The 26,670-nt window shown below is 63.4% G+C and carries 24 protein-coding genes; 13 read left to right on the forward strand and 11 right to left on the reverse strand.

The genetic code is table 11. The annotated features are described in order from the left end of the window. Positions 1-24: 24 nt before the first annotated feature. The 3 genes from L1075_RS11660 to L1075_RS11670 are packed head-to-tail and all read right to left on the reverse strand — an operon-like array spanning position 25 to position 3,184. A complete protein-coding gene (locus L1075_RS11660) occupies positions 25-1,116 on the reverse strand; it encodes an ABC transporter substrate-binding protein (RefSeq protein WP_178998612.1) in 1,092 nt (363 codons plus the stop codon). Continuing rightward, positions 1,116-2,519, reverse strand: a complete 1,404-nt coding sequence (locus tag L1075_RS11665) for a sensor histidine kinase (RefSeq protein ID WP_246941962.1) — start codon at positions 2,517-2,519, stop codon at positions 1,116-1,118. The genes L1075_RS11660 and L1075_RS11665 overlap by 1 nt, the downstream gene beginning before the upstream one ends. After that, positions 2,516-3,184: a response regulator gene (locus L1075_RS11670; protein WP_246941964.1), complete on the reverse strand. Its 669-nt coding sequence runs from the start codon at positions 3,182-3,184 to the stop codon at positions 2,516-2,518. The genes L1075_RS11665 and L1075_RS11670 overlap by 4 nt, the downstream gene beginning before the upstream one ends. Positions 3,185-3,333: 149 nt before the next feature. Between L1075_RS11670 and L1075_RS11675 the strand changes: the two genes are divergently transcribed. The 6 genes from L1075_RS11675 (at position 3,334) to xseA (ending at position 9,374) form a co-directional block, all read left to right on the forward strand. Then, positions 3,334-4,323: a Bug family tripartite tricarboxylate transporter substrate binding protein gene (locus L1075_RS11675; RefSeq protein ID WP_246893909.1), complete on the forward strand. Its 990-nt coding sequence runs from the start codon at positions 3,334-3,336 to the stop codon at positions 4,321-4,323. After that, the gene (locus L1075_RS11680) at positions 4,320-4,769 is read left to right on the forward strand and encodes a tripartite tricarboxylate transporter TctB family protein (protein WP_246893910.1); all 450 of its coding nucleotides are present in this window, start codon (positions 4,320-4,322) and stop codon (positions 4,767-4,769) included. The genes L1075_RS11675 and L1075_RS11680 overlap by 4 nt, the downstream gene beginning before the upstream one ends. A gap of 13 nt (positions 4,770-4,782) precedes the next feature. Next, positions 4,783-6,285 carry a tripartite tricarboxylate transporter permease gene (locus tag L1075_RS11685; protein ID WP_040239756.1) on the forward strand — a complete coding sequence of 501 codons (1,503 nt, stop codon included), beginning with the start codon at positions 4,783-4,785 and terminating at the stop codon, positions 6,283-6,285. 143 nt (positions 6,286-6,428) lie between these two features. Continuing rightward, positions 6,429-6,968: a type IV toxin-antitoxin system AbiEi family antitoxin gene (gene abiEi / locus L1075_RS11690; RefSeq protein ID WP_246941966.1), complete on the forward strand. Its 540-nt coding sequence runs from the start codon at positions 6,429-6,431 to the stop codon at positions 6,966-6,968. Beyond that, positions 6,958-7,887, forward strand: coding sequence for a nucleotidyl transferase AbiEii/AbiGii toxin family protein (locus L1075_RS11695; RefSeq protein ID WP_246941968.1), 930 nt, complete (start codon positions 6,958-6,960; stop codon positions 7,885-7,887). The genes abiEi and L1075_RS11695 overlap by 11 nt, the downstream gene beginning before the upstream one ends. A gap of 137 nt (positions 7,888-8,024) precedes the next feature. Continuing rightward, positions 8,025-9,374, forward strand: coding sequence for an exodeoxyribonuclease VII large subunit (xseA, locus tag L1075_RS11700; protein WP_246941970.1), 1,350 nt, complete (start codon positions 8,025-8,027; stop codon positions 9,372-9,374). Between the two features lie 9 nt (positions 9,375-9,383). On the opposite strand, the gene glrR is transcribed toward xseA, so the two are convergent. From glrR to L1075_RS11730, 6 genes are all read right to left on the reverse strand, one after another. Beyond that, the gene (gene glrR, locus L1075_RS11705) at positions 9,384-10,784 is read right to left on the reverse strand and encodes a two-component system response regulator GlrR (RefSeq protein ID WP_246941972.1); all 1,401 of its coding nucleotides are present in this window, start codon (positions 10,782-10,784) and stop codon (positions 9,384-9,386) included. A gap of 28 nt (positions 10,785-10,812) precedes the next feature. Continuing rightward, positions 10,813-11,343, reverse strand: a complete 531-nt coding sequence (locus tag L1075_RS11710; RefSeq protein WP_246941974.1) for a hypothetical protein — start codon at positions 11,341-11,343, stop codon at positions 10,813-10,815. Further along, positions 11,340-12,896, reverse strand: a complete 1,557-nt coding sequence (locus L1075_RS11715; RefSeq protein WP_246941976.1) for a sensor histidine kinase — start codon at positions 12,894-12,896, stop codon at positions 11,340-11,342. Before L1075_RS11715 ends, L1075_RS11710 begins: the two co-directional genes overlap by 4 nt. An 896-nt stretch (positions 12,897-13,792) precedes the next feature. Then, complete coding sequence (argA, locus tag L1075_RS11720; RefSeq protein ID WP_246893914.1) at positions 13,793-15,106, reverse strand: amino-acid N-acetyltransferase; 1,314 nt, start codon at positions 15,104-15,106, stop codon at positions 13,793-13,795. A 114-nt stretch (positions 15,107-15,220) separates the two neighbouring features. Next, positions 15,221-16,492 carry an inorganic phosphate transporter gene (locus L1075_RS11725; RefSeq protein ID WP_246941978.1) on the reverse strand — a complete coding sequence of 424 codons (1,272 nt, stop codon included), beginning with the start codon at positions 16,490-16,492 and terminating at the stop codon, positions 15,221-15,223. A gap of 50 nt (positions 16,493-16,542) precedes the next feature. Next, positions 16,543-17,223 (reverse strand): TIGR00153 family protein, encoded by a 681-nt coding sequence (locus tag L1075_RS11730; protein WP_097023558.1) that lies wholly within the window; start codon positions 17,221-17,223, stop codon positions 16,543-16,545. Between the two features lie 105 nt (positions 17,224-17,328). Between L1075_RS11730 and L1075_RS11735 the strand changes: the two genes are divergently transcribed. Together L1075_RS11735 and L1075_RS11740 are read left to right on the forward strand one after the other, a co-directional pair. Further along, entirely contained in the window at positions 17,329-18,177 is an 849-nt protein-coding gene (locus L1075_RS11735; RefSeq protein ID WP_246941979.1) for a CYTH domain-containing protein, read from the forward strand. A gap of 25 nt (positions 18,178-18,202) precedes the next feature. After that, entirely contained in the window at positions 18,203-19,084 is an 882-nt protein-coding gene (locus tag L1075_RS11740) for an ion transporter (protein WP_246941981.1), read from the forward strand. Between the two features lie 154 nt (positions 19,085-19,238). On the opposite strand, the gene L1075_RS11745 is transcribed toward L1075_RS11740, so the two are convergent. Further along, the gene (locus L1075_RS11745; protein WP_246893919.1) at positions 19,239-19,859 is read right to left on the reverse strand and encodes an L-threonylcarbamoyladenylate synthase; all 621 of its coding nucleotides are present in this window, start codon (positions 19,857-19,859) and stop codon (positions 19,239-19,241) included. A gap of 372 nt (positions 19,860-20,231) precedes the next feature. Then, the gene (locus L1075_RS11750; RefSeq protein WP_246941983.1) at positions 20,232-21,062 is read right to left on the reverse strand and encodes a PHP domain-containing protein; all 831 of its coding nucleotides are present in this window, start codon (positions 21,060-21,062) and stop codon (positions 20,232-20,234) included. A 174-nt stretch (positions 21,063-21,236) separates the two neighbouring features. Between L1075_RS11750 and L1075_RS11755 the strand changes: the two genes are divergently transcribed. The 5 genes from L1075_RS11755 to L1075_RS11775 all read left to right on the forward strand — a co-directional run bounded on the left by L1075_RS11755 (position 21,237) and on the right by L1075_RS11775 (position 26,656). After that, the gene (locus L1075_RS11755; protein ID WP_246941985.1) at positions 21,237-21,806 is read left to right on the forward strand and encodes a septation protein A; all 570 of its coding nucleotides are present in this window, start codon (positions 21,237-21,239) and stop codon (positions 21,804-21,806) included. Beyond that, on the forward strand, positions 21,806-22,105 hold the full coding sequence (locus L1075_RS11760; RefSeq protein WP_040239724.1) for a YciI family protein: 300 nt from the start codon (positions 21,806-21,808) through the stop codon (positions 22,103-22,105). The genes L1075_RS11755 and L1075_RS11760 overlap by 1 nt, the downstream gene beginning before the upstream one ends. Before the next feature lie 158 nt (positions 22,106-22,263). After that, the gene (gene mnmC / locus L1075_RS11765; protein WP_246941987.1) at positions 22,264-24,348 is read left to right on the forward strand and encodes a bifunctional tRNA (5-methylaminomethyl-2-thiouridine)(34)-methyltransferase MnmC2/FAD-dependent 5-carboxymethylaminomethyl-2-thiouridine(34) oxidoreductase MnmC1; all 2,085 of its coding nucleotides are present in this window, start codon (positions 22,264-22,266) and stop codon (positions 24,346-24,348) included. After that, a complete protein-coding gene (gene ligA / locus L1075_RS11770) occupies positions 24,345-26,390 on the forward strand; it encodes an NAD-dependent DNA ligase LigA (RefSeq protein ID WP_246941989.1) in 2,046 nt (681 codons plus the stop codon). Before mnmC ends, ligA begins: the two co-directional genes overlap by 4 nt. After that, on the forward strand, positions 26,387-26,656 hold the full coding sequence (locus tag L1075_RS11775; protein ID WP_246941991.1) for a YheU family protein: 270 nt from the start codon (positions 26,387-26,389) through the stop codon (positions 26,654-26,656). Before ligA ends, L1075_RS11775 begins: the two co-directional genes overlap by 4 nt. Positions 26,657-26,670 lie beyond the last annotated feature (14 nt).

A 26,670-nucleotide genomic window follows, 5' to 3' on the forward strand; every position in this document is an offset into this window, starting at 1 on the left:
TTATAAACCCCTATCCCCGTCCTCTCAACGTTTAGGAGATTTGTCAATGCGCGGTTCGGTGATGGCCGCGCCCTGGGCCGGTGCGGGTTGCGACAGGCGACGGAATTCCCGCTGCCAGCGGTCCATGAACGCCGTGCGCCGCGAGGGGTCGACGAACGCGAGCAGCGAGGCGTTCAGCGGAATCGGGTACAAGCGCTCTCCGACCTGGTCGCGCAGCCGCTGGGCGGTATAGGGGCCCACGACATCCGAGCGCACGCTGAAAAGCGGTGTCTCGCCAGCGATGACACGCTGCCCTTCGCGACCCAGCAGAAAGTCGAGAAACGCCCGGGCTGCCGCGGGGTGCGGGGCGTCGCGATGAATGAACGCCATGCGCATCATCACCAGCGAATAATCCTGCGGCACTTGTACGATGACCTCGGGATGCGATTGCGCCCACACCATGGCGTACGAGCCCAGCAGATTGTAGCCGAGCCAGTAGCGCCCTTCGCTGAGGCCCTCGAGCATGGACCGGGTGTTGGCCTCGAGGTTGGTGTCGGCCGCTCCCATCGCGGTCACCAGGTCCCAGAACCGGGTTGTATAGCGTGCGTCCTGCTGAAAGAGCGAGTAGCCGACGCCACTGCGTGACGGCGAATAGGTCGTCACCTTGTCGCGAAGCGTCTCGCGGTGCTGCGTGAGTAGCGTATGCATGTCGGCATGGGTCTTCGGCGGCATCATATGGCGCGATAGATCCAACCGATACGCCATCACGATGGGCTCGAAGGTGAAACCGAACACTTCGTCGCGCCACTTGGCCCACTCCGGCCACGCCTGTGCCGCCGGTGAGTCGAGACGCTGGGCATAGCCTTCATTGACGCGCGACATCTGCCAGGGCATGGCGGAACTGATGACGACATCGGGCGGGTCGTCCGCATCGGCGACACGGGCATCGACTTCGAGTGTCGAGCGATCGCGAAAGGTCAACTGGATGTGCGGATGGGCCGCCTCGAAGGCGTCCAGCAAGGGGGCCGCGACCTCCCGGTCGAGCGCGGCCTCGACGATGAGCGGATTGTCGGCCCAGGCGAGGCTCGGCGCCATGGCTCCCAAAAGCCAGACGAGCGCCACACGGCGAATCGACATCACCTCTCCTCGTGTCGGGTGAGATAAGGAAACAACAGACGGACTCTCAGCCCGCCCTTCTCCGCCGACTCGACCTGCATCCGCGCTTCGTGACGACGCACGATCGAGTCCACGATGGCCAGCCCCAGACCGGAGCCTTCGGTATCCTGACGACCGCCGCGTTCGAAGGGGCGATGCAAGTGCTCTAGCGTCTCGGGCGACACACCAGGCCCATCATCCTCGATATATAACTCCAACATCTGCGCATGACTTACCGCGCCCAGGGTAATAACGCTACCGGGAGGCGTATAACGCAAGGCATTGTCGATCAAATTGCCTAACAACTCGCGCAGAGCCCATGCCTCGCCTTGGATGTATTGCGGTGCTGCTGGAAGAGGCGCCAAACCGATGTCATGGGCTTGCGACACATCACGTTGCGCCCAGTCGAAAGTCGTTTCATGCAGCAGCGCCATCGCGTCGATACGCGATGTCGCGCTTGCTTCCACGGCATGGCGTAGGCGTGCCAGGCTCAATAGCTGGCTGGCTAGACGGCTCGTACGTCCCGCACTGCCATGGACCTCGGTGAGCGCCTGACGCCAGGCATCGGGGCTATCGCTTTTCAAGGCCAACTCGCTCGTAGTCTGCAATCCCGCGAGTGGCGTCTTGAGTTGATGGCTGGCATCGGCGGTGAAACGTAACAGCGCTTCTCGGCCTTCACGCTGGCGCGTAAAGAGAGAGTCCAAGGTTTCTGCCATTTCACGCATTTCCTCGGGTACCCGGGTCTCCAGTGGACGCATGTCGTCGGCATCGCGCTGGCGCAACTGGTGGCGCAGTCGGCGCATCGGCGCGAGGGCCACGCGCATCGCCAGCAGCATCAGGATGCCCGCCAGCAGCACCATGACCACGAAACGAGTGACCGCATGCTCGAAGAGCGTCTCGGTCAGGGCGTCGCGCCCCGACATTGTATGGCCGACCCAGATCTGCACCGGGTCCTGGGTTTCCCAGCCGGCGGAGTCGAGCTCCCGCCCATAAAGACGCCACTGGGTCCCATGGTATGAGTCATTCAGCCATGTCGGTTGTGAGGACACTCGTCGGCGCCAATCGGGGGAAATACCGAGATCCAAGTTACCCGACACCGTATGGCCGTCGGCGTCCAGCACGGCATAGAACACACGTTCCTGATGACGCGTCGCCAGGATCTGCAACGCCGCCGAGGGAATTTCCACCACCGGCTGGCCCTTTTCCCACTGTATGGCCTCGGCAATGGTCAAGGCGGCGGCTTCGAGCTGGCTATCATAGGCACGCTCGGCCGCGCGTTGCGAGCTGAAATAGGCTTCGACCAGCAGCAAGACACCAAGTGCGCTGACGGTCGCCAACAACCAGAAAGCCAATCGGGATTTCAGCGTGCCATCCACCTCGATCACAAGGACGCTTCCTCGAGCCGATAGCCGAGGCCGCGAAACGTGCGGATGCGCAACCCACTGCCGTCGAGCCGTTTGCGCAAGCGGCTGATGTACACCTCCAACGCGTTGGGCCCGACATCGCCAAACCCGAAGAGACGATTCTCCAGGGTCTCGCGCGGCGTGATGCTGCCAGCATGCAGCAGCAGTCCTTCCAACAAGAGCAGCTCACGGCGCGGCAAGTCGAGAACCTGCTCGTTCAGCGTGGCGACGCCCGAGGCGGCGTCGAAGGCCAGCGGCCCGAACGTCAGGCGGTTGTCGGCGCGCTGCTGGCTGCGGCGCAGCAAGGCACGCACCCGGGCCTCCAGCTCGGCGAGCGAGAACGGCTTGGCCAGGTAATCGTCGGCGCCGAGATCCAGCCCTTCCACGCGCGCGTCGATGCCGTCGCGGGCCGTCAGGATCAGCACCGGCGTGGTATCGCCGCGCTGGCGCAGTTCCGCCAGCAGCGTCAGGCCGTTGCCGTCGGGCAGCCCCAGGTCGAGCAGCACCAGATCGAACTGCCCGCTCTGCAGGGCCTCGCGCGCCTGCGCGTGGTGCGTGAACACGTCGACGGTGTTGCCCAGCGGGGTGAGCGCTTGCTCCAGCGAGCGCGCAATCAGGGGATCATCTTCGATGACGAGCAGGCGCATACGACCAATGTCTCATGTAGGCGAACGTAAGATGACAGGTTGATGAAAGGTTACCTCCCTAGCATCGATACCCGTCATCCATGGCGATGACATCAGCCACCATCGGCATTATTCCAAAGCAGCGCAAAACAAGAGAACAGGAGTTCGCCATGAAGATCAACAAAGGGCTTTCCACGTACGCCGGCATGCTGGCGCTGGCGGGTGGCCTGCTGGCCGCCGGCAACGTCCAGGCACAGTCCGAGGCCACCGAGTGCATCGCCCCCGCCAAGCCGGGCGGCGGCTACGACCTCACCTGCCGCCTGGCCGCCAACGGCCTGGAAAAGACCGGCATGATCGACAAGCCCATGGCCGTAAGCTACATGCCGGGCGGTATCGGTGCGGTGGCCTACAACCACGTCAACGGCGTGCGCGACAGCGACCCCAACCTCATCGTCGCCGCCAGCACCGGCGCGGCCGTGAACCTGGCGCTGGGCAAGTTCGGCCAGTACGACGCCGACGACGTACGCTGGCTGGGCGCCCTGGGCGTCGACTACGGCGCCATCGTGGTCAACGCCGACGCCCCCTGGCAGTCGCTCGACGAACTGATGGAAGACCTCAAGGCCAACCCGGGCGATATCGCCTTCGGGGCGGGCGGCACCGTGGGCAGCCAGGACTGGATGAAGGCCGCGCTCACCGCCAAGGCCGCCGATCTCTCGCCGCGCAAGCTCAAGTACGTCTCCTTCGAAGGCGGCGGCGAAGCCCTGGCGGCGCTGCTGGGCGACCACATCCAGGTCTTCACGGGCGATCTCTCCGAGCTCAAGTCGCAGCTGGAAAGCGGCAAGATCCGCGTGCTGGCCTCGCTGTCCGAAGAACGCATGGGCGGCCCTTACGCCGATATCCCCACTGCGGCGGAGCAAGGCTATGACGTGCAATGGCCCATCTGGCGCGGCTATTACATGGGCCCCAACGTCAGCGACGAGGCCTACCAGAAGTGGGTGGATCGCATGTCCCAGCTCGCCCAGTCCAAGGAATTCGCCGAACTGCGCAAGGACCGAGGCCTCTTCCCGATGTCGCGCTTCGGACCCGAGTTCAATGACTACGTGCTGGAGCAGGTCGACCAGTTCGAATCCCTGGCCAATGAAGTAGGGCTGAAGCAATGAAACTCGCCGCCGACCGGTTGTTGGGCATCGTCCTGATCGGTCTGGCGGCGTTCGTCGCCGTCCAGGCCATGCAACTGGAAGTGCCCTTCAGCTACGACCCCGTAGGCCCCCGCGCCTTTCCGCTCGGTCTTGCCATCCTGCTGGCGGCACTGGCCAGCGTGTTGATCGTGAAACCCGGCACCAACGAGGCGTGGCCCGGTCGCCAGCTCGGCGTGAAGTTGCTGCTGGTGCTGGCCACGCTCCTGGTCTATGCCCTGCTTTTTACCAAGCTCGGCTTCATCATCACCTCGCTGTTGGCCGTCGCGAGCCTATCTCGCATCTTTGGCGCGCCATGGGGCAAGGCACTGCTGACCGGCGGGCTCATGGCCGTCGTCAGCTATTTCCTTTTTGCGCATGCCTTGGGGATCTCGCTGCCTAGTGGTTACTGGGTCGAGCCCTTGCTATAACGGAGCCCCACTCATGTTCGATTTCCTGATTCATGGCTTCGACGTCGCGCTGAGCCCGCTGAACCTCGGTTTGGCGTTGCTCGGCGCGCTTCTCGGCACGCTCTTCGGGGCGCTGCCCGGCATCGGTCCGATCAACGGGATCGCGATCCTGATGCCGTTGGCCTATACGCTCGGCCTGCCCGCCGAGTCGGCGTTGATCCTGCTCGCCGCCATCTACACGGGGGCCGAGTACGGCGGACGCATGTCGAGCATCCTGCTCAACGTGCCCGGCGATGCCGGGGCCGTGATGACCACACTCGACGGCCACCCGCTGGCCAAGAAAGGTCTGGCCGGACCGGCGCTCGGCCTGTCGGCGGTCAGCTCGTTCGTCGGCGCGACCATCGCCATCATCGGCCTGACACTGTTCGCGCCACTACTGGCGGAAGTGGCGGTGATGTTCGGTCCTGCCGAGTTCTTCGCGCTGATGGTGTTCGCCTTCGCCTCCATGTCCGTGATGATGGGCAAGGATCCCGTCAAGACCGCCATCGGCGCCGTGCTGGGGATCTTGATCGGCACCGTGGGCGTCGATTCAAGCACCGGCGTGCTGCGCTATACCTTCGGCCTGCCCGAGCTTTACGACGGTATCGATTTCGTCGTCATGATCATCGGCTTGTTCGCGATCAGCGAAATTCTTTTGATGCTGGAACACGCCAATCGCAAGGACGGCAACGACGGTCTCCCACCTCTTGGGCGCGTCTTCGTCAGCCTCAAGGAAGTGCTGGCCTGCAAGTGGACGATGGGACGCTCGGGCCTGATCGGTTTTATCATCGGCATATTGCCCGGCACCGGTGCCTCGGTGGGCGGCGCGGTCGCCTATACCACGGAGAAGCGCCTGAGCGACAAGGACAATTCATTCGGCACGGGCAACATGCGCGGCCTAGCGGCGCCGGAGGCGGCCAATAACGCCTCGGCGGTGGGCTCGTTCGTGCCCATGCTGACGCTGGGCATTCCCGGCTCCGGCACCACGGCGGTGCTACTCGGCGCGTTGATGCTCTACAACATCACCCCCGGCCCCATGATGTTCAGCGAACGCCCGGAAGTCGCTGGCGGCCTGATCGCCTCGCTGTATATTGGCAATATCGTACTGCTGGCGCTCAACCTGCCGCTGGCCGGCGTCTTCGCCCGCGTGCTGACGATCCCGCGCTGGGTGCTGGTGCCAGGCATCGCGATTCTGGCCTTCGTCGGCGTTTTCCAGCTCCATTCCAATCTTGCGGCCATCTACCTGATGCTCATCATCGGCGTGTTCGGCTACCTGCTGCGCAAGCTGGGCTTCTCGCTGGCGCCCGTCATCCTGGGCTACGTCCTCGGCGGGCTGATGGAGCAGAACCTGCGGCGCGCGCTGTCCATCAGCGGCGGCGACCTGGGCATCCTGTGGCAATCCGGCATCTCGCTCGGCCTCTGGATCGCCGCGCTCGCCCTGCTACTTCTGCCCTGGCTGCTGCCCAAGCTGTGGCAAGCCAAGACCAGCAAGGCTTGAAGCGGCAAAGCAACAGGCCCACGCATCAGACATCGAGATGCGTGGGCTTCTTTTTTTAGGCCTCTTCCCGGGAATTCGTCGACGACTTGCCACGCATCAGGTGTACACATAAACTATTTATAAATAGCATTTGTGTAGACTTGATGAATCAGATCACCGCCCGTGAGCGTCTCGACTACTGGGACCGCCAACACCGGTATGTATTTACCCTCTCGGACCTGGCCAAGATCTTTCCCGAAGACAGCCCAAAGACGCTTCAGGAGGGGATCAATCGACTACGTCGACATGGCATGCTCGAGGCAGTCAGTCGCGGCGTGTATGTCTACAAGCTGTCACGGAACCATGACGCCGACCTACTCGAACGAATCGCCAAAGCCATGCGCCGCGGCGAGTACAGCTATGTCAGCCTCGAGTCCGCACTCTCGGAATATGGCGCGATCTCACAAATTCCTGTCGATCGGCTGACGATCATGACCACAGGCCGCAAGGGGGAATATCGAACCCCTTATGGCACCATTGAATTCACCCATACCAAACGATCCGTTCCCCAATTACTGGATCGGATGCGCGACGTCGGGCGTCCCTTGCGGCTCGCGACACCCCAAGCTGCCTGGGCCGACCTCAAGCGTGTCGGGCGCAATACCCACCTTGTCGACCAAGCGAGCCTGCCGCATGAACAATGAACGCGTTAACTTCGACGAACTGGTCGCTCGGGCGATGGCCCAACCCGGCCGTGCCGCCATGCGCCCGGTAATCGAGAAGGAGCTGTTGCATCTCGACATCCTGTTCGCACTCGAGCGAGAACGGCTCCTGGACCAGCTGACCTTTCAGGGAGGAACGTCGCTTCGCTTGTGTCAGGGCTCACCACGCTTCAGCGAAGACTTGGATTTTGCCGGCGATTGGAATTTCTGCAGCCAAGACCTGTCCCGCATTCGCGAGTGTATCGAGGATTATGTCAGCAAGCGCTATCAGCTCGAGGTCAGCGTCAAGGAACCGAAGGAACTGCGCGAAGAACCCGGCTACCGAGATATTCGCGTCGACAAATGGCAGGTTTCCGTCGTGACAGCACCGGCCCGAAAGGACATTCCCAAGCAGCGCATCAAACTGGAAGTGGCCAGCCTCCCGGCGTATACGCGGGAAGCGCATGCGATCCAGGTCCACTACCCTTTTCTACCGGATGGCTACAATGACTTACTGATCATGACGGAAAGCCTAGAGGAGGTCATGGCAGACAAGCTGATCTCACTGGTCAACACAAAGAAATACGTGCGGCATCGTGACATCTGGGACCTGGCCTGGCTCAAGCAGCAAGGCGCATCTCCCGACGTCGAACTCGTCAAGCGCAAGATTCAGGACTACACCATAGAACACTACCCTGACCGAGCCAGGGATATGCAATCACGTCTAGCCGGCATTGTGTCAGGTACGACTTTTCAGGGTGAAATGGCCCGCTTTCTGCCCACAGAGACAGTCGACCGGACGATAAGGAATCCCCGCTTTGCCGACTTTCTCACCCGCGAGATCACCGCCATGCTGGAGCAGGTAATCACCACACTCGAAGGTCCGGCGCCCGGATCATCCAGCCCGGAATTTACTCTCTAGGGAGCACCGCTCCCAAACACCTCTAGCCACCACGCTGACCGTGTGAGAGTCGGCGTGAAGTCCCCGATAGCGATGGCTCGTAGCCACAATGCTAGACTATCCCTCTTCCAAACTTACCCGATCTTGCGAGGCCTGCGATGGACGACACTGGCACCCCCAACGCCCTGTCCGTCAGTGAACTCAACCGCCAGGCCCGTCTGATGCTGGAGCGTGGCTTCGGCGAGTGTTGGGTGGAGGGCGAGATTTCGGGCGTGGCGCGGCCGGCGTCGGGGCATATCTATTTCACGCTCAAGGACGACCGCGCGCAGTTACGCTGCGCGTTCTTCCGCAACCGTGCGCGCTTGATGCGCGCGACGCTCAAGGATGGCGATCGGCTGCGGGTGCGCGGGCGCGTGTCGGTGTTCGAGCCGCGTGGCGACTACCAATTGATCGTCGAGGCGGTACAGGCATCGGGGGAAGGCGAGCTGCTGGCGTCGTTCGAGCGGCTCAAGGCGAAGCTTTCCGCTGAGGGCGTCTTCGTCAATGCGCGGCCGTTGCCCTGCCCGCCGCGCCATCTGGCCATCATCACCTCGCCCACCGGCGCGGCGATTCGTGACGTGCTGGCGGTGTTGCGCCGACGTTGGCCGTCACTGGAGATGACGATCCTGCCGGTGCCGGTGCAGGGGCGCGAGGCGTCGCCGGCGATCATCCGCGCCATCGCCCAGGCCAATCAGCGCGCCCAGTCGCCGGACGACACTGTCGATACCCTGCTCGTCACGCGCGGCGGCGGCAGTCTGGAGGATCTGTGGGCGTTCAATGACGAACATCTGGCGCGGGCGATTCATCATTCTCGCCTGCCGGTGATGTCGGCGGTGGGCCATGAAGTGGATGTCACGCTGGCGGATTTCGCCGCCGATGAGCGTGCGCCCACGCCGTCCGCCGCCGCCGAGCGCCTGGTGCCCGACTGGCGCGAGTGGCGGGCGCAGTTGCAAGCCGCCGCGCGTGGCCTGGCACGTGCCATGCAGGCACGCCTGGAGCGCGACGGCCAGCGCCTCGATCATGCCCGGGCGCGATTGCGGCATCCCGGCGAGCGTCTGGCCGAACAGCGTCGGCGCCTGGAGAGTTGGGAAACGCGTCTTAAGCTTGCCATGCAGCGACGTCTCGACCGCGAGCGTCAGCATCACGAGACGCTGACTCGCCGCGTGGAACGCCAGGACCCACGCCTTGCCATCGAGGCGTATCGGCAACGCCTGACGACGCTAGAACGTCAGCTACATACCGCCCTGCCGCGCCGCCTCGATCAGTCCCGGGAGCGCCTCGAAGCCCTGGCTCGCGAGCTCAACGCGGTGAGCCCGCTGGCGGTATTGGGACGCGGTTATGCGATTCTCGAGGACGACGAGCGCCATATCGTGCGCCACGCCCATGACACCCAGCCCGGCCAGACCCTCACCGCGCGACTCGGCGAGGGGCGGTTGAAGGTGGAGGTGAAGCGCCGTTTCAAACGTTGAAAACGTGGCTCAGCGTTGCACGCGACGCGGCTGGGCGTCATCGTTCTGCGCCGACTGCGGTTGAGTGCTGGGCTTGAAGCTGCTCGGTTCCAGGTCGTGCCGAGCCAGTAGCTTGTAGAAATCGGTGCGATTGCGCCCGGCGATGCGCGCGGCCTGGGTGACGTTGCCTTCGGTAATCTTGAGCACCTTGACGAGATAGCTGCGTTCAAAGCCCGCGCGCGCCTCGTTGAATGACGGCAAGGCGTTTTCTTCGGCCGCCAGCGCCTGCGCCACCAACGCTTCGGGGATGATCGGCGAGCTGGTCAGCGCCACGCACTGCTCGACGACGTTGACCAGCTGGCGCACGTTGCCCGGCCAAGCGCTGGAGGCCAGCAAGTTGAGCGCTTCCGACGAAAAGCCCTTGACGAAGGGCTTGTGGCGCTCGGCGGCCTGCCCCACCAGGTACTTGGCCAGCAGCGGTACGTCCTCGGCACGCTCCTTGAGGGCCGGCAACTTGAGATTGACGACGTTGAGGCGGTAGTAAAGGTCCTCGCGGAAGTCGCCCTCGTGCATGGCACGGTCGAGATCGCGGTGCGTAGCGGAGATGATGCGCACGTCGATGGGCACCGAGGTGGTCGAGCCTAGTGGGCGGATCTGACGTTCCTGCAACGCGCGAAGCAGCTTGACCTGCAGCGTCAGCGGCATGTCGCCGATCTCATCGAGGAACAGACTGCCCCCATCGGCGGCGAGGAACAGCCCTTCGTGCTGACTGACCGCACCGGTGAAGGCGCCCTTGGCGTGGCCGAACAATTCGCTTTCAAGCAATTGCTCGGGCAGTGCACCGCAGTTGATCGCCACGAACGGCTTGTCGGCTCGTCCACTGGCCTGGTGGATGGCGTTGGCGAGGAGTTCCTTGCCCGAGCCGGAGGCACCGGTGATCAGCACGCTGACATCCGAGGCGGCCACCATGCGGGCCTGCTCGAGGATGCGTTCCATCTGCGGGCTGCGGGTGATGATCTCGGCGCGCCAGGCATCGTCGCCGGCGCCATGCGTGCCCGGCGTCTGCGATAGAGCTTCCTCGATGGCGGCGAACAGCTCGTCGCGGTCCACCGGCTTGGTGAGGAAGCTGAACACGCCTTGGCGCGTAGCGCTCACCGCATCGGGAATCGAGCCATGCGCGGTCAGAATGATCACCGGCATGCCCGGCGCGCGACGCTGCAATTCACGGAACAGCGCCATGCCGTCCATTTCATCCATGCGCAGATCGGAAAGCACCAGGTCGGGGCGGTCCTCGGCAAGGCACTCCAACGCCTGCCGTCCACTTTCGGCAGTGGTCACACGGTACCCCCGGCTTTCTAGGCGCATGCCCAAAAGCTTGAGGAGGCTAGGGTCGTCATCGACCAGCAGAATATGGGCGGCGGCGTGCTTCACGAATCTCTCCTTGGTAACCATCGCGACATCATGGCGATTGCTCATGGCGCGAGTTGATGCTCTGTTCAATGGCCGTCAGCGCGTCGAGTTTCTCGGCGAGATCATCGCGCTCGCGTCCTAACGCTTGGCGGCGCGATTCACTCTTGGCGAGATCGCTGGCCAAATCGCGGCGTGTCTCGAGCTCGTTGAGCCATTGCCGCAGCAAGGGCTGCAAACGGCTCGGCGCCGCTGAGATATCGGCCTTGTAAAGCTCGGATGCTTGCTCCCAGCCATCGCGTTCCCCCCATGCCAGCACTACGGCGCGTGCCAGCTTGAGATGCGGCATATCGCCCTTGAGGCGCGTCAGCATGGTGTCGCGCCACTCGCTGTCACCGCGTTGCGAGGCGAGCCCGAAGGCGATCCAGTCATCCACCAGGCAGACATTGTCAGCCAACTTGGGGATGTCGTCATTGCAGGAGGTGACCGGGGCTGCCGGAGCGGACGTCTCTTGCGTCATCCACTGGCACCCGGTCAACAGCGAGCCAGCGCACAATGCCACTAGCAGCATCCGGATGTTCATGCGTTCGAGTTCCTTGCGTTTAGCGCCGGCTGCGTCGTGGCCGGCGTCGTTATGGAAGCGTCGTCGCCATCGGCTCCTTCCTCCGGCGACGTCACCTCGGGTAGTGTCAGTCGGAAGCAAACCGGGAAGGTGTCATCCTCGACCAACTCCAAGCGTCCATCTTGAACCTTGGCGCAATCGGCAGCTACCGACAAGCCGATGCCCGAGCCCTTGAGGGCACCCTGGCGCCGCATACGGCCTTGATAGAACGCCTCGAAAAGGTGCGCGCTATCATCATCATCGATGGGCTCGCCGGTATTGGCGACCTCGACGATCAGCGAGGCGTGATGTTGTCTAGCACGCAGTGCCAGATGGCCGCCGTCCTCGCCGTATGCGATGGCGTTGGAAATCAGGTTATCCAGAATGCTGGCCGTACGTTCGCGATCAGCCTGCCAGGGCAAGGGCGTGTGCCGAGGCCAGTCGACATGCATCCCCTTTTTGTCGAGCGCCAAACGATGTTTGGCGAGCACTTCCTGGATCACCGTGACCAGATCGAAACGCGTCACCTTGAGCCCTCGGCTGTGCTGCAACAGATTATAGTCGAGCAACTGCTCGATCAGGGCCTGGAGTTCCTGACCACTGACATCGATCAAACCTACGATTTCCCGCTGACGCTCGCTGAGTTCGCCGACCACACCATCGGAAAGCAGCGCCGTGCCTTCCCGCACGCTGGCCAGCGGGGTTTTCAGCTCGTGGGACATATGCCGCAGGAACTGCTGCTTTTGCGCCTCGAGCTCGGTGAGGCGCCCGGATAGCCAAGTCAACCGCTCGCCGAGCCTGACCAGCTCCGCCGGCCCCTGGATATGCTGCGGCGAGGCCGGCTCCATGCCACTGCCCAGGCTGAAGATGCGTCGCTCGAGCTGGCGAATGGGGCGGATGATCAGCCAGGTGAAGATCAGCATCAGCCCCAGGCTGACCGAGACCAGCGCTGCGGTCTGCATCCACAGCTGCCCACGTACGGTACTGGCACGCTCGCGAATGTTTTCGATACGCTCATCGATCAGTTGGTTGGTGGCATGGCGCACATTATCGGTCCGCTGGGAGAAGTCACCGAACGCCGCCAGCTGATCGCGGAATTCCTCGATGGGCATTTCCGGCAGGGCCTCGAGTTCGCCCAGTTGCTCACGCAGGCGCGGGATATCGGGGTCGTCGGGCAGCAAGGGGGCATGCTCGTCGAGCAGTTCTGCGTAGCGTTGAGCTTTCTCGGTATAGATGCTGAGCAATCCTTCCTGCTCGAGCACCGCGTATTGACGCGCGCTGCGCTCCATTTCCAATGCTAGATTGCTCAACGTGCGCGCACGGCGGGTTTGCTCCACCGCTTGGCGTGCGCTGACATCGGCCAACGACGAGAGCTCGGAGAGTGCCTGGCCGGCCTGAAACATGAGCACGGCAATTGGCAGCATCACCATCACAAAGGCGAGCATTACCAACTGCAGTAACGAACGAGGACGCCAGCGGCGGGAGACCTGAGTGGTCATGAGCGCGATTCTATGCAGAAAGAGAGTGGATGCCATGTCATCTTATCCGCACAGGATAACAGAGTTGCGTTCGCATGCCGGTTTTCGCATCGCCGCACCGATCGAAAGCGAGGAGTAAGTCCCATTCAGCAATGAGCACCCGACGCATCCGCTAGACACACCACGGCGGCCACAAGACGCGCAAAAAAATGGGCCGGAAAGACCGGCCCAAGGTACGCAGGGAACTGAAGGGTCAAGTGAACACTCTCGAACATCCACCTGGCTGAATTCTCGAGAGTGATCGAGGGGCTCGAAAGCCCACGAAGCCATGAGGTCCACACATTGCCAGGAAAAGGCCCTCATGTTGACGGCGCAGCCGCCACTTCGTTTCGTGTGCCGCGTCGCCAAGGGCGGCGCGGCGAAGTTAGCCCCCGAAGGGGTGGCATCCATGCCTGAGCATCCTTGCCCTTTTGGTACCTTTCCATGCCCGTAGGCGGTACCCGTCTCATCGCAACCTAAGTCACACATCGCGTGGAGCAGACGCTGATCAATCCAGCCGGGACATTGCGCACAGGGTTGTGGTCGAAACGCCCTGGCTTGATCGATCGAGAAACGGCTCGAGCCGTATTGAACCGTTTCCCGTTGCTCACCCTATATATTGCGATAGCCGTGCCAGTTTTTAAAAAACCATTTAAAAACATGAAGTTAAAAGCATAGCTTGCAGGCCAAAACCGCACGAAAGGTTCTTACATCGAAAATCGAGGGCATTACGGCGCTCATAGTGTCGCTATCCACCAACGCTATTCCGAACGTATAAATAAATATCAACAAAAACATGTACTTATTGCGTATCTATTTGGCGACACCCTATCAGATGGGAGCGACACTGCATGCCGCCGGACAGGCGAGTATCGATGCCGCCTTGCCGTTGAGCGGCGGCACAGGGCTGGCGTTCAACCGAGGGGTTTGAGCAACACCTTGGATTGGCGCGCATGGTTATAGGAATCGCGCCGCAGATGCGGCAATACGTCCAGGCCGTCGAGTCGGAAGCCGTGCTCGAGGAACCAGTGCGTGGTGTGGGTGGTGAGAGCAAACAAGGCGCTGTAGCCACGCCGACGGGATTCACGCTCGACCTCGGCCAATAGCAGATCGCCGCGCGCACCACCGCGATAATCGCCATGCACGGCGACACACGCCAGTTCCCCCATACCCGCCTCGGGATAGGCATGCATGGCACTGCAACCGATGATCATGCCGTCGCGTTCGATCACCCAGTAGTCGTCGATCTGATGTTCGAGCCGCTCCCGCGAACGCGCCACGAGCATGCCGCGCTCCTCGAGCGGACGCAGCAGTTCGAGCAAGCCGCCCACGTCTTCCAGCGTCGCGCGGCGCAACTGCTCGTAGCGATGCTGAGTGATCATGGTCCCCACCCCATCGCGGGTGAACAGCTCACCAAGCAAGGCGTCGCGATCGTGCCAGGAAAGCAGGTGTGTGCGGGCTACGCCATGCCGCGCCGCTTCGCACGCCGCACCCAGGTGCCGCGCCAATTCGCTGCCCGGCGCCGCCTGACGCCGTAACGGGTCCGCCTCCAAAGGGGTAAGTTGGCGCTGCAACATGCCGCTGGCATCGTGCAGACCTGCCGCATCGCCAAGCAGAATCAGTTTGTCGGCGCCCAGCCCCATGGCAACGTGTTGGGCGACATCGGCCGCGTCGAGATCGAATACCTCGCCGGTGCTCGAATAACCCAGCGGCGGTACCAGTACCAAGGTTTCCTTCGCCAGCAAGTCGGCGATGGCCTGGCTACGCACGCGGCGTACCTCGCCACTGTGGTGAAAATCGACGCCATCGCGCACGCCCAGCGGTTTGGCGGTCACCAGATTACCGGAGACCACCGTCAGCTCGACGCCATGCAGCGGCGTGTTGGGCAGCCCCAACGAGAGACGCGCCTCGATCTTGAGGCGCAGCTCGGCAGCGATGCGTTCGACATGGCGCATGATCGCCTCGTCGGCCACCCAACGCCCTTCGATCCGGCGCGGCTCGATCCCCGCTTCGCTCAGTGCCTCGCCCACCTGCGGACGAATTCCGAAGACCATCACCAAGCGCACGCCCAGGGTATGCAGCAATGCCAGGTCCTGAAGCAGTGGCTCCCATCGCTCGGATGCCAATGCCTCGCCTTCGATGAGCACCACGAACGTACGCCCGCGATGCGCATTGATATACGGAGACGAATTGCGAAACCAATCGGCGAAGGGGAAACGCGTGTTCAAGGCCCGCTCCAGCTGCAGGAAGAAAGAGATACTGACTATATCAGAGGCAATGAAAAGGCGGGACCGGTGTTCTCCGATCCCGCCTTGCGTACGCGCCCGATGCTCGGCGATGCGTTAGCCGAAGAAGCCCTTGAACATGAAGAAGAACATGATCGACAGCAACGCCCCGGCCGGCAGGGTGATCACCCAGGACAACACGATAGTGCCCAGCACGCGCATGTTGAGTGCCGTGATGCCACGGGCCAGGCCGACGCCGAGCACCGCACCGACCAGCGTCTGCGTGGTGGAGACCGGCAAACCGGTCCCCGAGGCCAGCACCACGGTCGTCGCCGCCGCCAGGGTCGCCGCGAAACCACGACTCGGCGTCAGTTCAGTGATGCCCGTGCCCACCGTGGCGATGACCTTGTGGCCATAGGTGATCAAGCCGACGACGATACCGCCGCCGCCCAGCACCAGCACCCACCACGGCAATGCGGCGGCGCCGCTAACATCGCCGCTCGATTCGACGACGCTGATGACCGCTGCCAGTGGCCCCACGGCGTTGGCGACATCGTTGGAGCCATGCGCGAACGCCATGGCGCAGGCAGTAAACATCATCAGCACGCCGAACACGCGTTCGACGCTGTTGAAATCGAACGCCGAGCTGCCGCGCTTGCGTTTGGCGCGGTCGACGCGATTTTCCATCAGGATGCCGACGACCATCACCACCAAGCCAATGCCGATCGCGATCAGCAGGCTATCGCCAAAGCTCATTTTCAGCCCGACATGGGAGAGCCCCTTGACCAGGGTGACCATCGCCACGATAAAGCCGACCAGAAAAATATAACCAGGCACATAACGCTTGGCGGCCGCGAAGGGGTCGCGGTTCTCGAAGATCAGGAACTGTACCGACTTGAACAACGCGAAGGCGATGGACCCCGCCAATAACGGCGACACCACCCAGCTTGCCGCGATCTGCCCCACCTTGGGCCAGCCGACGGAGTCGACGCCAAGCCCAGCGACCGCGAAACCGACAATGGCCCCGACGATGGAGTGCGTGGTGGACACTGGCCAGCCGCGCATGGAAGCGATGAACAGCCACACGCCCGCCGCCAGCAACGAGGCCAGCATGCCGTAGACCAACAACTGCGGGTCATCGGAAAGCAAGCTGGGGTCGATGATCCCTTTGCGGATGGTGTCGGTGACCTGGCCCCCCGCCAGCCATGCCCCGAGAAACTCGAATACCACGGCGATGAGAATCGCCTGACGAATGGTGATGGCCTTGGACCCCACGGAGGTCCCCATGGCATTGGCCACATCGTTGGCCCCTACCCCCCAGGCCATGAAGAAACCGAAAATGCAGGCGAGAATGATGAAGACATCGCCGTACTGCGCAATGATGGACATAGGCAAGTTCTATCTGGCTGGCGTGAGACGGAAAATCACACGGCCCGCGTTTAGCGGGCCGTGAGGATTTGGAGACGACTGCCGACGCGCTCGGCGCGGTCGGACAATTCACCGATCCATTCGATGATCTTATAGAGGAAGATCACATCGACCGGCGGCAACTCGGCCTCCAGCTCGAAGAGCTGGCGACGAATATGCACCTGCTGATCGTCGGCCTGATGCTCGAGATCATGAAGCTCGCGGATAAAATCCTGCATGAGATCGCCGACGTTACGCCCAAAGCCGGAATCGAGAAGCTCCTGGAGCTCTTCGAGTGCCTTGCGCGCTTGGCCCACGGTGGCGATAGCGGTTTCGAGATAGGCGCGCATCGAAGGTGCCAGCGACTCCGGCACCTGCATCTGGCGGCCCAGCATGATGCCGGTAATATCGCGCGCCTTGTTGGCGATCTTATCCTGTACGCTGATCAACTCCAGCAGATCGGAACGCGAGACCGGCAAGAACATGCTGTTGGGAAGGTTGAGACGCAATTCGGTCTTGAGGGTATCGGCCTCATGCTCGAGTTCGGTGATCGCTTCTCGATGCGTGGCGGCGTCGTCCCAGTTGCCCGCCTGCGTGGCATCGAAAAACGGCAGGAGTCGTTCGGCGCATTCGCTGGTCTTGACGATGTGCGCGAGCAAGGGCTCGAAAGGCGAGCGCCCGAACAAGGCCGAAAACGGATTGGAAGTCACCATAATGTCAGATTCGATGCGTTGGGGAATGGCGGCGTCAGTATAGTGACTGCACCCCTTCTCGTCATGGAAAATTCACCCTCTTGTCATCAACGCTCAAGGACAGGCATGGCTCAGGAAATCGAACTCAAGCTCGCCCTCGGCGCTAGCGGCCCGCAGGCGCTGCGCCAGCATCCGCGACTCGCGCACCACAGCATGCAGCGTGCGTGGCTCGCCAACACCTACTACGACACGCCAGGACGCGCCCTGGAGCGCGCGCGTATCGCCTTGCGCATTCGCCGCACGCCAGACGGCTACCTGCAGACTCTCAAGACGGCAGGTAGCGGCCAGGGCGGCCTGCACGCACGCGGCGAATGGGAATGGCCGATCGATGGCGACGAACTGGATATCGACGGCATCCGTCAGCATGCGCCGGACACCATCGACGAAGCGGATCTCGCCCAACTTGCTCCGCGCTTCACCACTGACTTCACTCGCGAGCGCTGGGACATCGTCGAGGCAGACGCCACCATCGAGGTGGCGCTAGATATCGGCACTATTCATGCCGGTGACCGGCAAGTACCGATCCGCGAGCTGGAGCTCGAGCTCAAGGCAGGCAGCGCCGAGGCTCTATGGCAACTGGCTGCCTCCCTCGCCGACGGCGTAGCACTCCGCCCCGCCAATGCCAGCAAGGCCCAGCGCGGCGCCGCCCTGCATGACGGCTGGACGCTCACCGACAACGCCGCAGACGCCCAAAGTCACTGGAACGCGGCGCTCGAGGCGCTGGATGCTTGGCAGGACACGGGGCATGCGGACTATCGTTACCGCGCCGGCAGTCATCTGGAGGCACTTGGCGGCAGCGCCGCTCACCGCTTGGCGAGCGCCTTGCGTGACGCCGACGACGCGCGTCTCGATACCTGGCTCACGCCCGAGATGAGCCGCGACTGGCTCGCCGCCTGGCACCACGCCACCACCTGACTGACGCGATGCAGGAGACCGACCTTTGACGTTGCCTTTCGAACCCGCCGACACAGGCCTGCGCAAGACGCTGTTCCACATCATCTTCGAGTCCGACACCAGGGCCGCGAAGATCTTCGACATCGTCCTCATCACGCTGATTCTCCTCAGCGTGGCGGTGGTGTTCGTGGACAGCGTGCCGAGCCTTCACGCCCGCTTCGGTGGGGCGTTCTACCTGCTCGAGTGGGGCTTCACGCTACTCTTCACATTGGAGCTGGCGGTACGGCTTTACTGCCTGGAACGCCCGCTACGCTACTTGAAGAGCTTCTATGGCATCGTCGATCTACTCTCCATCCTGCCCACCTGGCTCAGCCTGCTGATACCCGGCGCCCAGTCGCTTCTCGTGGTGCGTGTGCTACGTGCACTACGCGTCTTCAGAGTACTGCGCTTGATGGAATTCGTCGGTGAAGGCCGCATGCTGACGCAGGCACTTACACGCAGCTATCGCAAGATCATGCTGTTTTTGTTCACAGTGCTGTTGATCATCACCATCTTCGGCGCTCTGATTTACATGATCGAGCCACCGGAGGCGGGCTTCACCAGCATGCCGCGTGCGATGTACTGGGCCATCGTCACGCTAACCACGGTGGGTTATGGCGACATCACTCCCACCACCCCGCTCGGCCAGTTCATCTCGGCGTGCATGATGATATTGGGGTACTCGATCATCGCCGTGCCCACGGGTGTCTTCTCGGCGGAGGTGATCCGCTCGATCCATGAAGAACGCTACTCCGAAGAAGCCTGCCCTGGCTGCGGGCACGAAGGGCACGAGCGCGACGCCAAGTATTGCCGCAAATGTGGCACCTGGCTCGACGAAGACACCCAGGACCCCCGCCAGAGAGACGAGGCAGATGGCGCCTCCCAGTAGAGGCACTGAAACCATAGTCGTTTCGTGAGAGCCATGCCGGTGACAAGCCGGCGCGAGGGTCATTCGTCATGGATGACGAATGTAGCGCCCAAGGAAGGGTTCATAGCGCCCTCGCGAAGGCTTGTTACCGCAGCTTTCCACCTTGTCTCCGTGCTTACTGGAACGGCGCCGTGTCGCCGCGCCCTTCACGGACGACAGTAGGCGGCATCTCGCGCATATCGACCACCGTGGTCGGGTCGAGATGGCAGGCACCGCCGTCGATGACGGCATCGAGATGCGCGCCAAAGCGTTCGCGGATCGCCTCGGGGTCGGTCATTGGTAGATCGTCGTCGACTGGGATCAACGTCACGCTCATCAACGGCTCGCCCAGCGCCGCGAGCAACGCATGGCTGATGCGATGATCCGGCACGCGAACCCCGATGGAGCGCCGCTTGGGATGCAAGAGCAGACGCGGCACCTCGTTGGTGGCGTTGAGAATGAAGGTATACGGCCCCGGCGTATGCGCCTTGAGCAGGCGGAACACGTCGTTATCGACCTTGGCGTAAGTGCCGATCTCGGACAGGTCGGAACACACCAGCGTGAAGTTATGCTTGTCATCCAGCGAGCGCAGCCACTTGATCTTCTCGATGGCCTTCTTCTCGCCCAGGCAGCAACCGAGCGCATAGCCCGAATCGGTCGGATAAGCGATCACGCCGCCACCGCGCAACAACGAGATCGTCTGATCGATGAGCCGTTTCTGCGGGTTGTCGGGATGAATCTGAAAGAACTGGGTCATGCCTGCCTCCTTGGGCCGGAAGAACGAACCGGAAGAACCGAGGACCGAACGTGCTGAGTAGCGTAGGTGCTGGGCCGCACGACGTGCCTCGTCCCCAGCATAGGGCCTGTTGCCGTTTCGGCGCGAACCGCGTTGCTGCGCCAAATGGCGCCAGGCAAGGCGCAGGATGCAGAGAAGGGTGGTTCCCTTTTCCAATCCTGCAACGCCGCATGGCGCCATTTGCCGCGCAACCCGAAGGGCCGGTCCAGTTTTTGCACAGTGCTGCGTTATTCGTCGTTCATTTGGAACGACCAAACATCTCGCCTCATGCCTTGCTCCGCACAAAAACTGGCTCCGGCGCGGCCGTGCCTGAAACGGCAACAGGCCCTAGCCTTACGCGGCGAATCTCGCAAGCCTGGGGTGACGCCACACTGGTGTCACCGAACAGCGTGGCGGCGCACTCATCACGCCCGGTGCCAGCGGTCCACCCGGATAGTGAAAATCGCTGCCTTGCGAGCCCATGAGATCGCGCGCCTCGAGCTGGCGGGCCAGATCGCGTCCCACGTCGGCATTCTGGTGGCCGCTGATCAACTCGGCGGCCTCGCCCCCCGCCTCGCGGAAGGCATCCAGCAGCTGACCGCGCTTGCGATGCGTCAGCCGATAACGCAAGGGATGCGCCAGCACCGCGATGCCCTGGCTGTCGCGAATCCATTCGACTACCTCGCTGAGATAAGGCCAATGGGTCTTCACGTCGCCGGGCTTCCCGGCGCCCAGATACTTCTTGAAGGCCGTCGGCATGTCCGGGACCAAGCCCGCGGCCACCAGAGCCTTGGCGAAGTCCGGCCGCCCCAGAGGACGCTCGCTGCCGGCCTGCTCGCGGGCACGCGCCAGGGCGTCTTCGAGGCCGATCTTTTCGAGGCGCCGGGCGATTTCCTCGGCGCGCGCGTCGCGCGCTCGGGCCTGCGCCTCGAGCCCGGACAACAGGGCACCGCTGGCACCCTCGGGTAACAGCGCCACCACGTGAATGCCGATGCCACGCCACAAGGTGGATAACTCGCTCCCCGCCAGGCAACGCATGCCTAAGCTTTCAGCATGGCGCTGGGCCTCGGTGACACCGGCCACGGTGTCATGATCGGTCAGGGAAAAACGCGTGACGCCCTTGGCGTGGCAGACGTCGGTCAACGCTTGTGGCGAGAGCGCGCCATCGGAGGCGGTCGAATGCATGTGCAGATCGAGCCCAAGATCGGTCTCGAAGGTCTCGGGCAAGGGGGGGTAAGGGTTGGCTCATGGGCATGACGCGGTGCGGCGTCTTTGTCAGAATAGGCTCGCCATAGTGCTCGCTCGCGCCGCGCTGGGTCAATTCCCGTGCCGCGCCGGCACCTCACAGGATGCTCGCCGATGAAAATGTTCTTGGATTTTCTGCCCATCGTATTGTTTTTCGCGGTGTATCACTTCAGCGGCGATATTCTGCTCGCCACCCTGGTGCTGATTCCCGCCACACTGCTGCAGGTCGCCTTCATGTGGTGGCGCTACCGCCGTGTGGAAAAGATGCAACTGGTGACCCTGGTACTGGTCGTCGTTATGGGTGGGGCGACCGTGCTGTTTCACAACGCGGCGTTCATTCAATGGAAACCGACCGTGGTCAACTGGCTGTTCGCCTTCGCGTTTCTGATCGCACCGCTGTTCGGTGGCAAGACCCTCGTGGAGCGTATGATGGGCAAAGCCATCACGCTTCCCGCCGCGACCTGGCGCCGCCTCAACCTCGCCTGGGCGCTCTTCTTCATTGTGCTGGGCGCGATCAATGTGTATGTCTTCAAGACCTACGACGAGGCCACTTGGGTCAACTTCAAGCTGTTCGGCATGCTGGGGCTGACTCTGTTGTTCGTGATCGGCCAGGGTCTCTACCTGGCGCGTCACATGTCCCACGATACGCTTCATCAAAACGACCACCAGAAGGATGACGTCTGATGCTTTACTCAATCGTTAGCGACGATGTGCAAGACAGTCTCGAACGCCGCAAGGCGGCGCGTCCCGATCACCTGGCGCGTCTCGAGAAACTCCGCGACGAAGGGCGCCTGGTCCTCGCCGGCCCCAGCCCCGCCGTGGATGCCAACGACCCGGGCGAGGCCGGCTTCACCGGCAGCGTGGTGATCGCCGAGTTCGACAGCTTGCAGGATGCCCAGGCGTGGGCCGACGCCGACCCCTTCGTGATCGCCGGCGTCTACGCCAAGGTCACCGTCAAGCCGTTCAAGAAGGTCTTGCCGTAACCGCACGTTTATCCACACCCGGAAGACAAACTCTTATGCACACCAGGTGTGGATAACACTGTGAAGAGGCGGCGGACGACTTTCTCGATAGCGGTCGTCACGCCGCCTAGCCAATTTCGATCATTTTTTAACCAGTTTCCACGTCCTTGCCGAGAGCCATGTCGCCCCCTCCGTCTCCCTTGCCGCCATTGGCCACGCTAAGCGCCCCCGACCTGGAATGGCGCGCCGACGATGTCAGTGACGCGCCTTATTCAAGCGTCTACGACGATGTGTATTTCTCGCGTCACGACGGCCGCGCCGAGACCATGCATGTCTTTCTCGACGGCAATCACCTGCCCGAGCGCTTCGCCGCGTGGCAGGAAGCGCGCCCCTTCGTGATCGGCGAAACCGGCTTCGGCACCGGCCTCAACGTGCTCTGCGCCTGGACGTGTTTCGAACGATACGCCCCCGCCCAGGCGCGCTTGCATCTGGTGTCTACCGAGAAATATCCGCTTCCACGTAATGCCCTGGCGCGGGCACTGGCGATCTGGCCCGATCTGGCTGCGCATGCGCGCCCGCTGATCGATCAATGGCCCGAACCGCTCAGCGGCGTGCACCGGCTATGGCTTTCTGAGCGCGTCACCCTGGATCTGCACTTCGGCGACGCCGCCGAGCGCCTGTCGCGTCTCGATGGCCGTGTGGACGCCTGGTTCCTGGATGGCTTCTCGCCGGCCAAGAACCCCGACATGTGGCAACCGGCACTTTACAAGGCAATGGCCACCGTCAGTCGGCCGGGAGCGAGTTTCGCCACCTTCACCTGCGCTGGCGTGGTCAAGCGCGGCCTGCGTGACGCAGGTTTCACTTGGCGCAAGGCGCCCGGCTTCGGCCGCAAACGCGAGATGCTGTGCGGCGAGATTGCCGAGCCGCCGGATGATACCCGTCGCGCGTCGACGCCCTGGTTCACGCCGCCGCGCGCACGTCCCGCCCGGCAGGTGGTGGTCATCGGGGCGGGGCTCGCCGGCACCAGCGTGGCCGCCGCCCTGGCCCGCCGCGGTGTCGCGGTCACGCTGCTCGAGCGCGACGCCCCCGGCGCGGGCGCTTCCGGCAATCGCCAGGGCGCGCTCTACGTCAAGTTGGCCGCCGAGACCAATCCGCAAAGCCGCGTCTACCTTTCCGGCTTGCTGCACACCCGGCGCTGGCTGGCCACGCTCGATCCCGAACAACGCCTATGGCAGGACTGCGGCGTTCTGCAACTGGCTACCGGCGCCAAGGAAGCCGCCCGCCAGCAGCGCTTTCTGGCCCATCACGCCCTGCCCGAGCGCGTGGTACACGGCGTGGATGCGACTACCGCGAGCCAAGCCGCCGGCACACCGCTCGACGCCCCGGGACTCGACTATCCCCAGGCCGGTTGGGTGCGTCCCGATCAGTTGTGTCGGCACCTGGTCGCAAGCCCTGGCATCACCCAGCGGCGTGGCGAGGCGCGCGACCTCGACTTCGAGGCCGACGCCGATGCCTGGCACATCGCGCTGACCGACGGCACCACCCTCGCGGCCGACCATGTAGTCGTTGCCACCGCCCACGAGGCACCGCGCTTCACGCCACTGGCCGGCCTGCCGCTCAAGCCGATTCGCGGCCAGCTCACCCACGTGCCGGTGCCCGCCGACGCGCCGTCATTGGCACGCGTGGTCTGCGCGGGCGGGTATGTTGCCCCGGCGATGGACGGCGTGCTCAGCCTCGGCGCGACCTTCGCTCCCGGCAATACCGACACCGCCGTGCACACGGCCGATCACGCCCGCAATGTGGCCGAATTCGAGGCCACCCTGCCCGCCTTCGCCGAGGCGCTGCGCGAAGCCGGCGTCACGCTCGACCCGGCCGCTTGCGAGGGCCGTGCCAGCCTGCGCGCCGCCAGCCCTGACAAGTCGCCCTATGCCGGCCCGGTGCCCGTACGCGAGGCCTGGCTCGACGATTACGCCGTGCTCGGCAGCGATGCGCGTCGCGTACCCGACACACCGGGACAGCATCACCCCGGCTTGTGGGTCAGTACCGCGCACGGCTCGCGAGGGCTGGCCAGCGCACCGCTATGCGCCGAGATCATCGCCTCGCGGCTGTGCGACGAACCCCTGCCGCTGGAACGCGAACTCGCCGACCATCTGCATCCCGGGCGGCGATTGGTTGCCGATATCATCCGGGGAAACGCTACACTGTCGGCATCATCCATGCGCGACGAGCCCCCGACGTCACCGAACACGACCGAGACGCCATGAGCCAGATTTCCCCAGCGACCCGTGAGCGGGCCGACACCCTGCGCCAGCAGTTAGAAGACGCTAACCATCAGTACTATGTCGAGGACGACCCGCGCATCACCGACGCGGAATACGATGCCCTGCTGCGCGAGCTGCAGTCATTGGAGGCCGAGCACCCCGAGCTGAAGACGCCGGACTCTCCCACGCAACGCGTCGGGGCAGCCCCCGCCGAGCGTTTCGAGGAAGTGACCCATGCCGTCCCCATGCTGTCTCTGGACAACGCCTTCGACGACGCGGAGCTCGCGGCCTTCGTCAAACGCGTCGCGGACAAGCTCGAACGTGACGGCGACACACTGGCGTTCTGCTGCGAACCCAAGCTCGACGGCCTGGCCGTGGCGCTGGTCTATGAAAACGGTCAATTGGTGCAGGGCGCCACACGCGGCGACGGACGCACCGGCGAAGACGTGACACTCAACCTGCGCACGGTGCGCTCCATTCCGCTCAAGCTGCGCGGCGACGCAGTGCCCTCGCGGATCGAAGTGCGCGGCGAGGTCTACATGCGCCATTCCGGATTCGAGGCGCTCAACCAACGTGCCCGCGAGCGCGACGATAAGGTCTTCGCCAACCCCCGCAACGCCGCCGCTGGTAGCCTGCGCCAGTTGGACCCCACGATCGCCGCCCAGCGCCCGCTGGAGTTCTGCGCCTACCAAGTCGCCCGGCTCGAGGGCGAGGATGACGCTCACTCGCATTCCGATTATCTCAAGCGCCTGCGGACGCTGGGCTTTCGCACCAGCCCACTGCTCGACGTGGTCAAGGGCGAGCGCGGCGTGATCGACTTCTGCCACCGTCTCGGCGAGCAGCGCGACGGCCTCGACTACGACATCGATGGCGCCGTGCTCAAGGTCGATAGCCTGCGCGATCAGCGCGAGTTGGGCTTCGTCGCCCGCGCCCCACGCTGGGCCATCGCCTACAAGTACCCCGCCCAGGAGCAGGTGACGGTGCTCAACGACGTGGCTTTCCAGGTCGGCCGTGTTGGCACGCTGACGCCGGTGGCCAAACTGGAACCGGTCCAAGTCGCTGGGGTCACCGTCTCCAATGCCACGCTGCATAATATGGACGAGGTCGCGCGTCTCGGCGTACGCATCGGCGATACCGTGATCGTGCGCCGCGCCGGTGACGTCATCCCGCAGATAGTGGGTGTCGTCGACGCCCAGCGCCCGACCGAAACCCGCGCCATCGAGATGCCAACCGAGTGCCCGGTCTGCGGCTCGCAGATCGAGCGTGCCGAGGGCGAAGTCGCGGCACGCTGCTCGGGGGGGCTCTTCTGCCCCGCGCAGCGCAAGGAAGCGTTGAAGCACTTCGCCAGCCGGCGCGCACTGGATATCGACGGCCTGGGCGAGAAGCTGATCGACCTGCTGGTAGAACGCGAATGGGTCAAGACCCCGGCGGACCTGTTCCGGCTCGAGGCCGACAAGCTCGCCGAACTGCCCCGGCTGGCGGAAAAGTCCGCCAACAACCTGGTCAACGCACTGGAAGCCGCCAAGCGCACCACGCTGGCGCGCTTCATCTACGCCATCGGCATTCGTGAAGTGGGCGAAGCCACCGCCGCGAGCCTGGCACGTCACTTCGGCTCGCTGCAGGCACTGTCGGAGGCGTCTCTGGACGCGCTGGAAGCGGTCGAGGACGTGGGCCCGGTCGTCGCCCGGCATATCCACACCTTCTTCCGTCAGCCCCACAACCAGGAAACGCTCGCGGACCTGCAAGAGGTCGGTGTCACGTGGGAGGAGGTCGAGATCGCCGGTCGTCCCCAGCCACTCACCGGGCAAACCTGGGTGCTCACCGGTACCCTCGAGAGCATGACCCGCGATGACGGCAAGGCGCGCCTGCAAGCCCTTGGTGCCAAGGTCTCGGGCAGCGTCTCCAAGAAGACCGCCGCGCTCGTCGCTGGCGAGGCAGCGGGCAGCAAGCTCGACAAGGCGCGCGAGCTCGATGTGGAAGTGCTCGATGAGAGTATGTTCCTGCAACGACTCGCCGAGTGGGAAAACGCAGAGGAAAACCAATGAGCGGACGTTTCATCGAAGTACCCTACCGCATGCTGCCGGCCGACACTCTGGATACGTTGCTGGAGGGCTTTGTCACCCGCGAAGGCTACGACACCACCGATGAAGGCGAAGGCATGCCGGCCTGGGTGCGTGAGCTCAAAGGCCAACTCGAGCGCGGCGAGTTACTGATCGCCCATGACCTGCAAACGGAGACCACCGAGGTCATGACGCTGGCACAATGGCATGCGTTCGGACGCCAGCTAGCCGACGACGAGGAAGAGGGCTGAGTCGCTTCCCGGCG

This window comes from Chromohalobacter beijerinckii, assembly GCF_023061185.1.
GTDB classification, from domain to species: domain Bacteria; phylum Pseudomonadota; class Gammaproteobacteria; order Pseudomonadales; family Halomonadaceae; genus Chromohalobacter; species Chromohalobacter beijerinckii.

Coding starts and splice junctions, on each gene's coding strand:
- L1075_RS11660 (WP_178998612.1), bottom strand. CDS start 1,116: ATGTCGATTCGCCGTGTGGCGCTCGTCTGGCTTTTGGGAGCCATGGCG.
- L1075_RS11670 (WP_246941964.1), bottom strand. CDS start 3,184: ATGCGCCTGCTCGTCATCGAAGATGATCCCCTGATTGCGCGCTCGCTG.
- L1075_RS11675 (WP_246893909.1), top strand. CDS start 3,334: ATGAAGATCAACAAAGGGCTTTCCACGTACGCCGGCATGCTGGCGCTG.
- L1075_RS11680 (WP_246893910.1), top strand. CDS start 4,320: ATGAAACTCGCCGCCGACCGGTTGTTGGGCATCGTCCTGATCGGTCTG.
- L1075_RS11685 (WP_040239756.1), top strand. CDS start 4,783: ATGTTCGATTTCCTGATTCATGGCTTCGACGTCGCGCTGAGCCCGCTG.
- abiEi (WP_246941966.1), top strand. CDS start 6,429: ATGAATCAGATCACCGCCCGTGAGCGTCTCGACTACTGGGACCGCCAA.
- L1075_RS11695 (WP_246941968.1), top strand. CDS start 6,958: ATGAACAATGAACGCGTTAACTTCGACGAACTGGTCGCTCGGGCGATG.
- xseA (WP_246941970.1), top strand. CDS start 8,025: ATGGACGACACTGGCACCCCCAACGCCCTGTCCGTCAGTGAACTCAAC.
- L1075_RS11710 (WP_246941974.1), bottom strand. CDS start 11,343: ATGAACATCCGGATGCTGCTAGTGGCATTGTGCGCTGGCTCGCTGTTG.
- L1075_RS11715 (WP_246941976.1), bottom strand. CDS start 12,896: ATGGCATCCACTCTCTTTCTGCATAGAATCGCGCTCATGACCACTCAG.
- L1075_RS11725 (WP_246941978.1), bottom strand. CDS start 16,492: ATGTCCATCATTGCGCAGTACGGCGATGTCTTCATCATTCTCGCCTGC.
- L1075_RS11730 (WP_097023558.1), bottom strand. CDS start 17,223: ATGGTGACTTCCAATCCGTTTTCGGCCTTGTTCGGGCGCTCGCCTTTC.
- L1075_RS11735 (WP_246941979.1), top strand. CDS start 17,329: ATGGCTCAGGAAATCGAACTCAAGCTCGCCCTCGGCGCTAGCGGCCCG.
- L1075_RS11745 (WP_246893919.1), bottom strand. CDS start 19,859: ATGACCCAGTTCTTTCAGATTCATCCCGACAACCCGCAGAAACGGCTC.
- L1075_RS11750 (WP_246941983.1), bottom strand. CDS start 21,062: ATGCATTCGACCGCCTCCGATGGCGCGCTCTCGCCACAAGCGTTGACC.
- L1075_RS11755 (WP_246941985.1), top strand. CDS start 21,237: ATGAAAATGTTCTTGGATTTTCTGCCCATCGTATTGTTTTTCGCGGTG.
- L1075_RS11760 (WP_040239724.1), top strand. CDS start 21,806: ATGCTTTACTCAATCGTTAGCGACGATGTGCAAGACAGTCTCGAACGC.
- mnmC (WP_246941987.1), top strand. CDS start 22,264: ATGTCGCCCCCTCCGTCTCCCTTGCCGCCATTGGCCACGCTAAGCGCC.
- ligA (WP_246941989.1), top strand. CDS start 24,345: ATGAGCCAGATTTCCCCAGCGACCCGTGAGCGGGCCGACACCCTGCGC.
- L1075_RS11775 (WP_246941991.1), top strand. CDS start 26,387: ATGAGCGGACGTTTCATCGAAGTACCCTACCGCATGCTGCCGGCCGAC.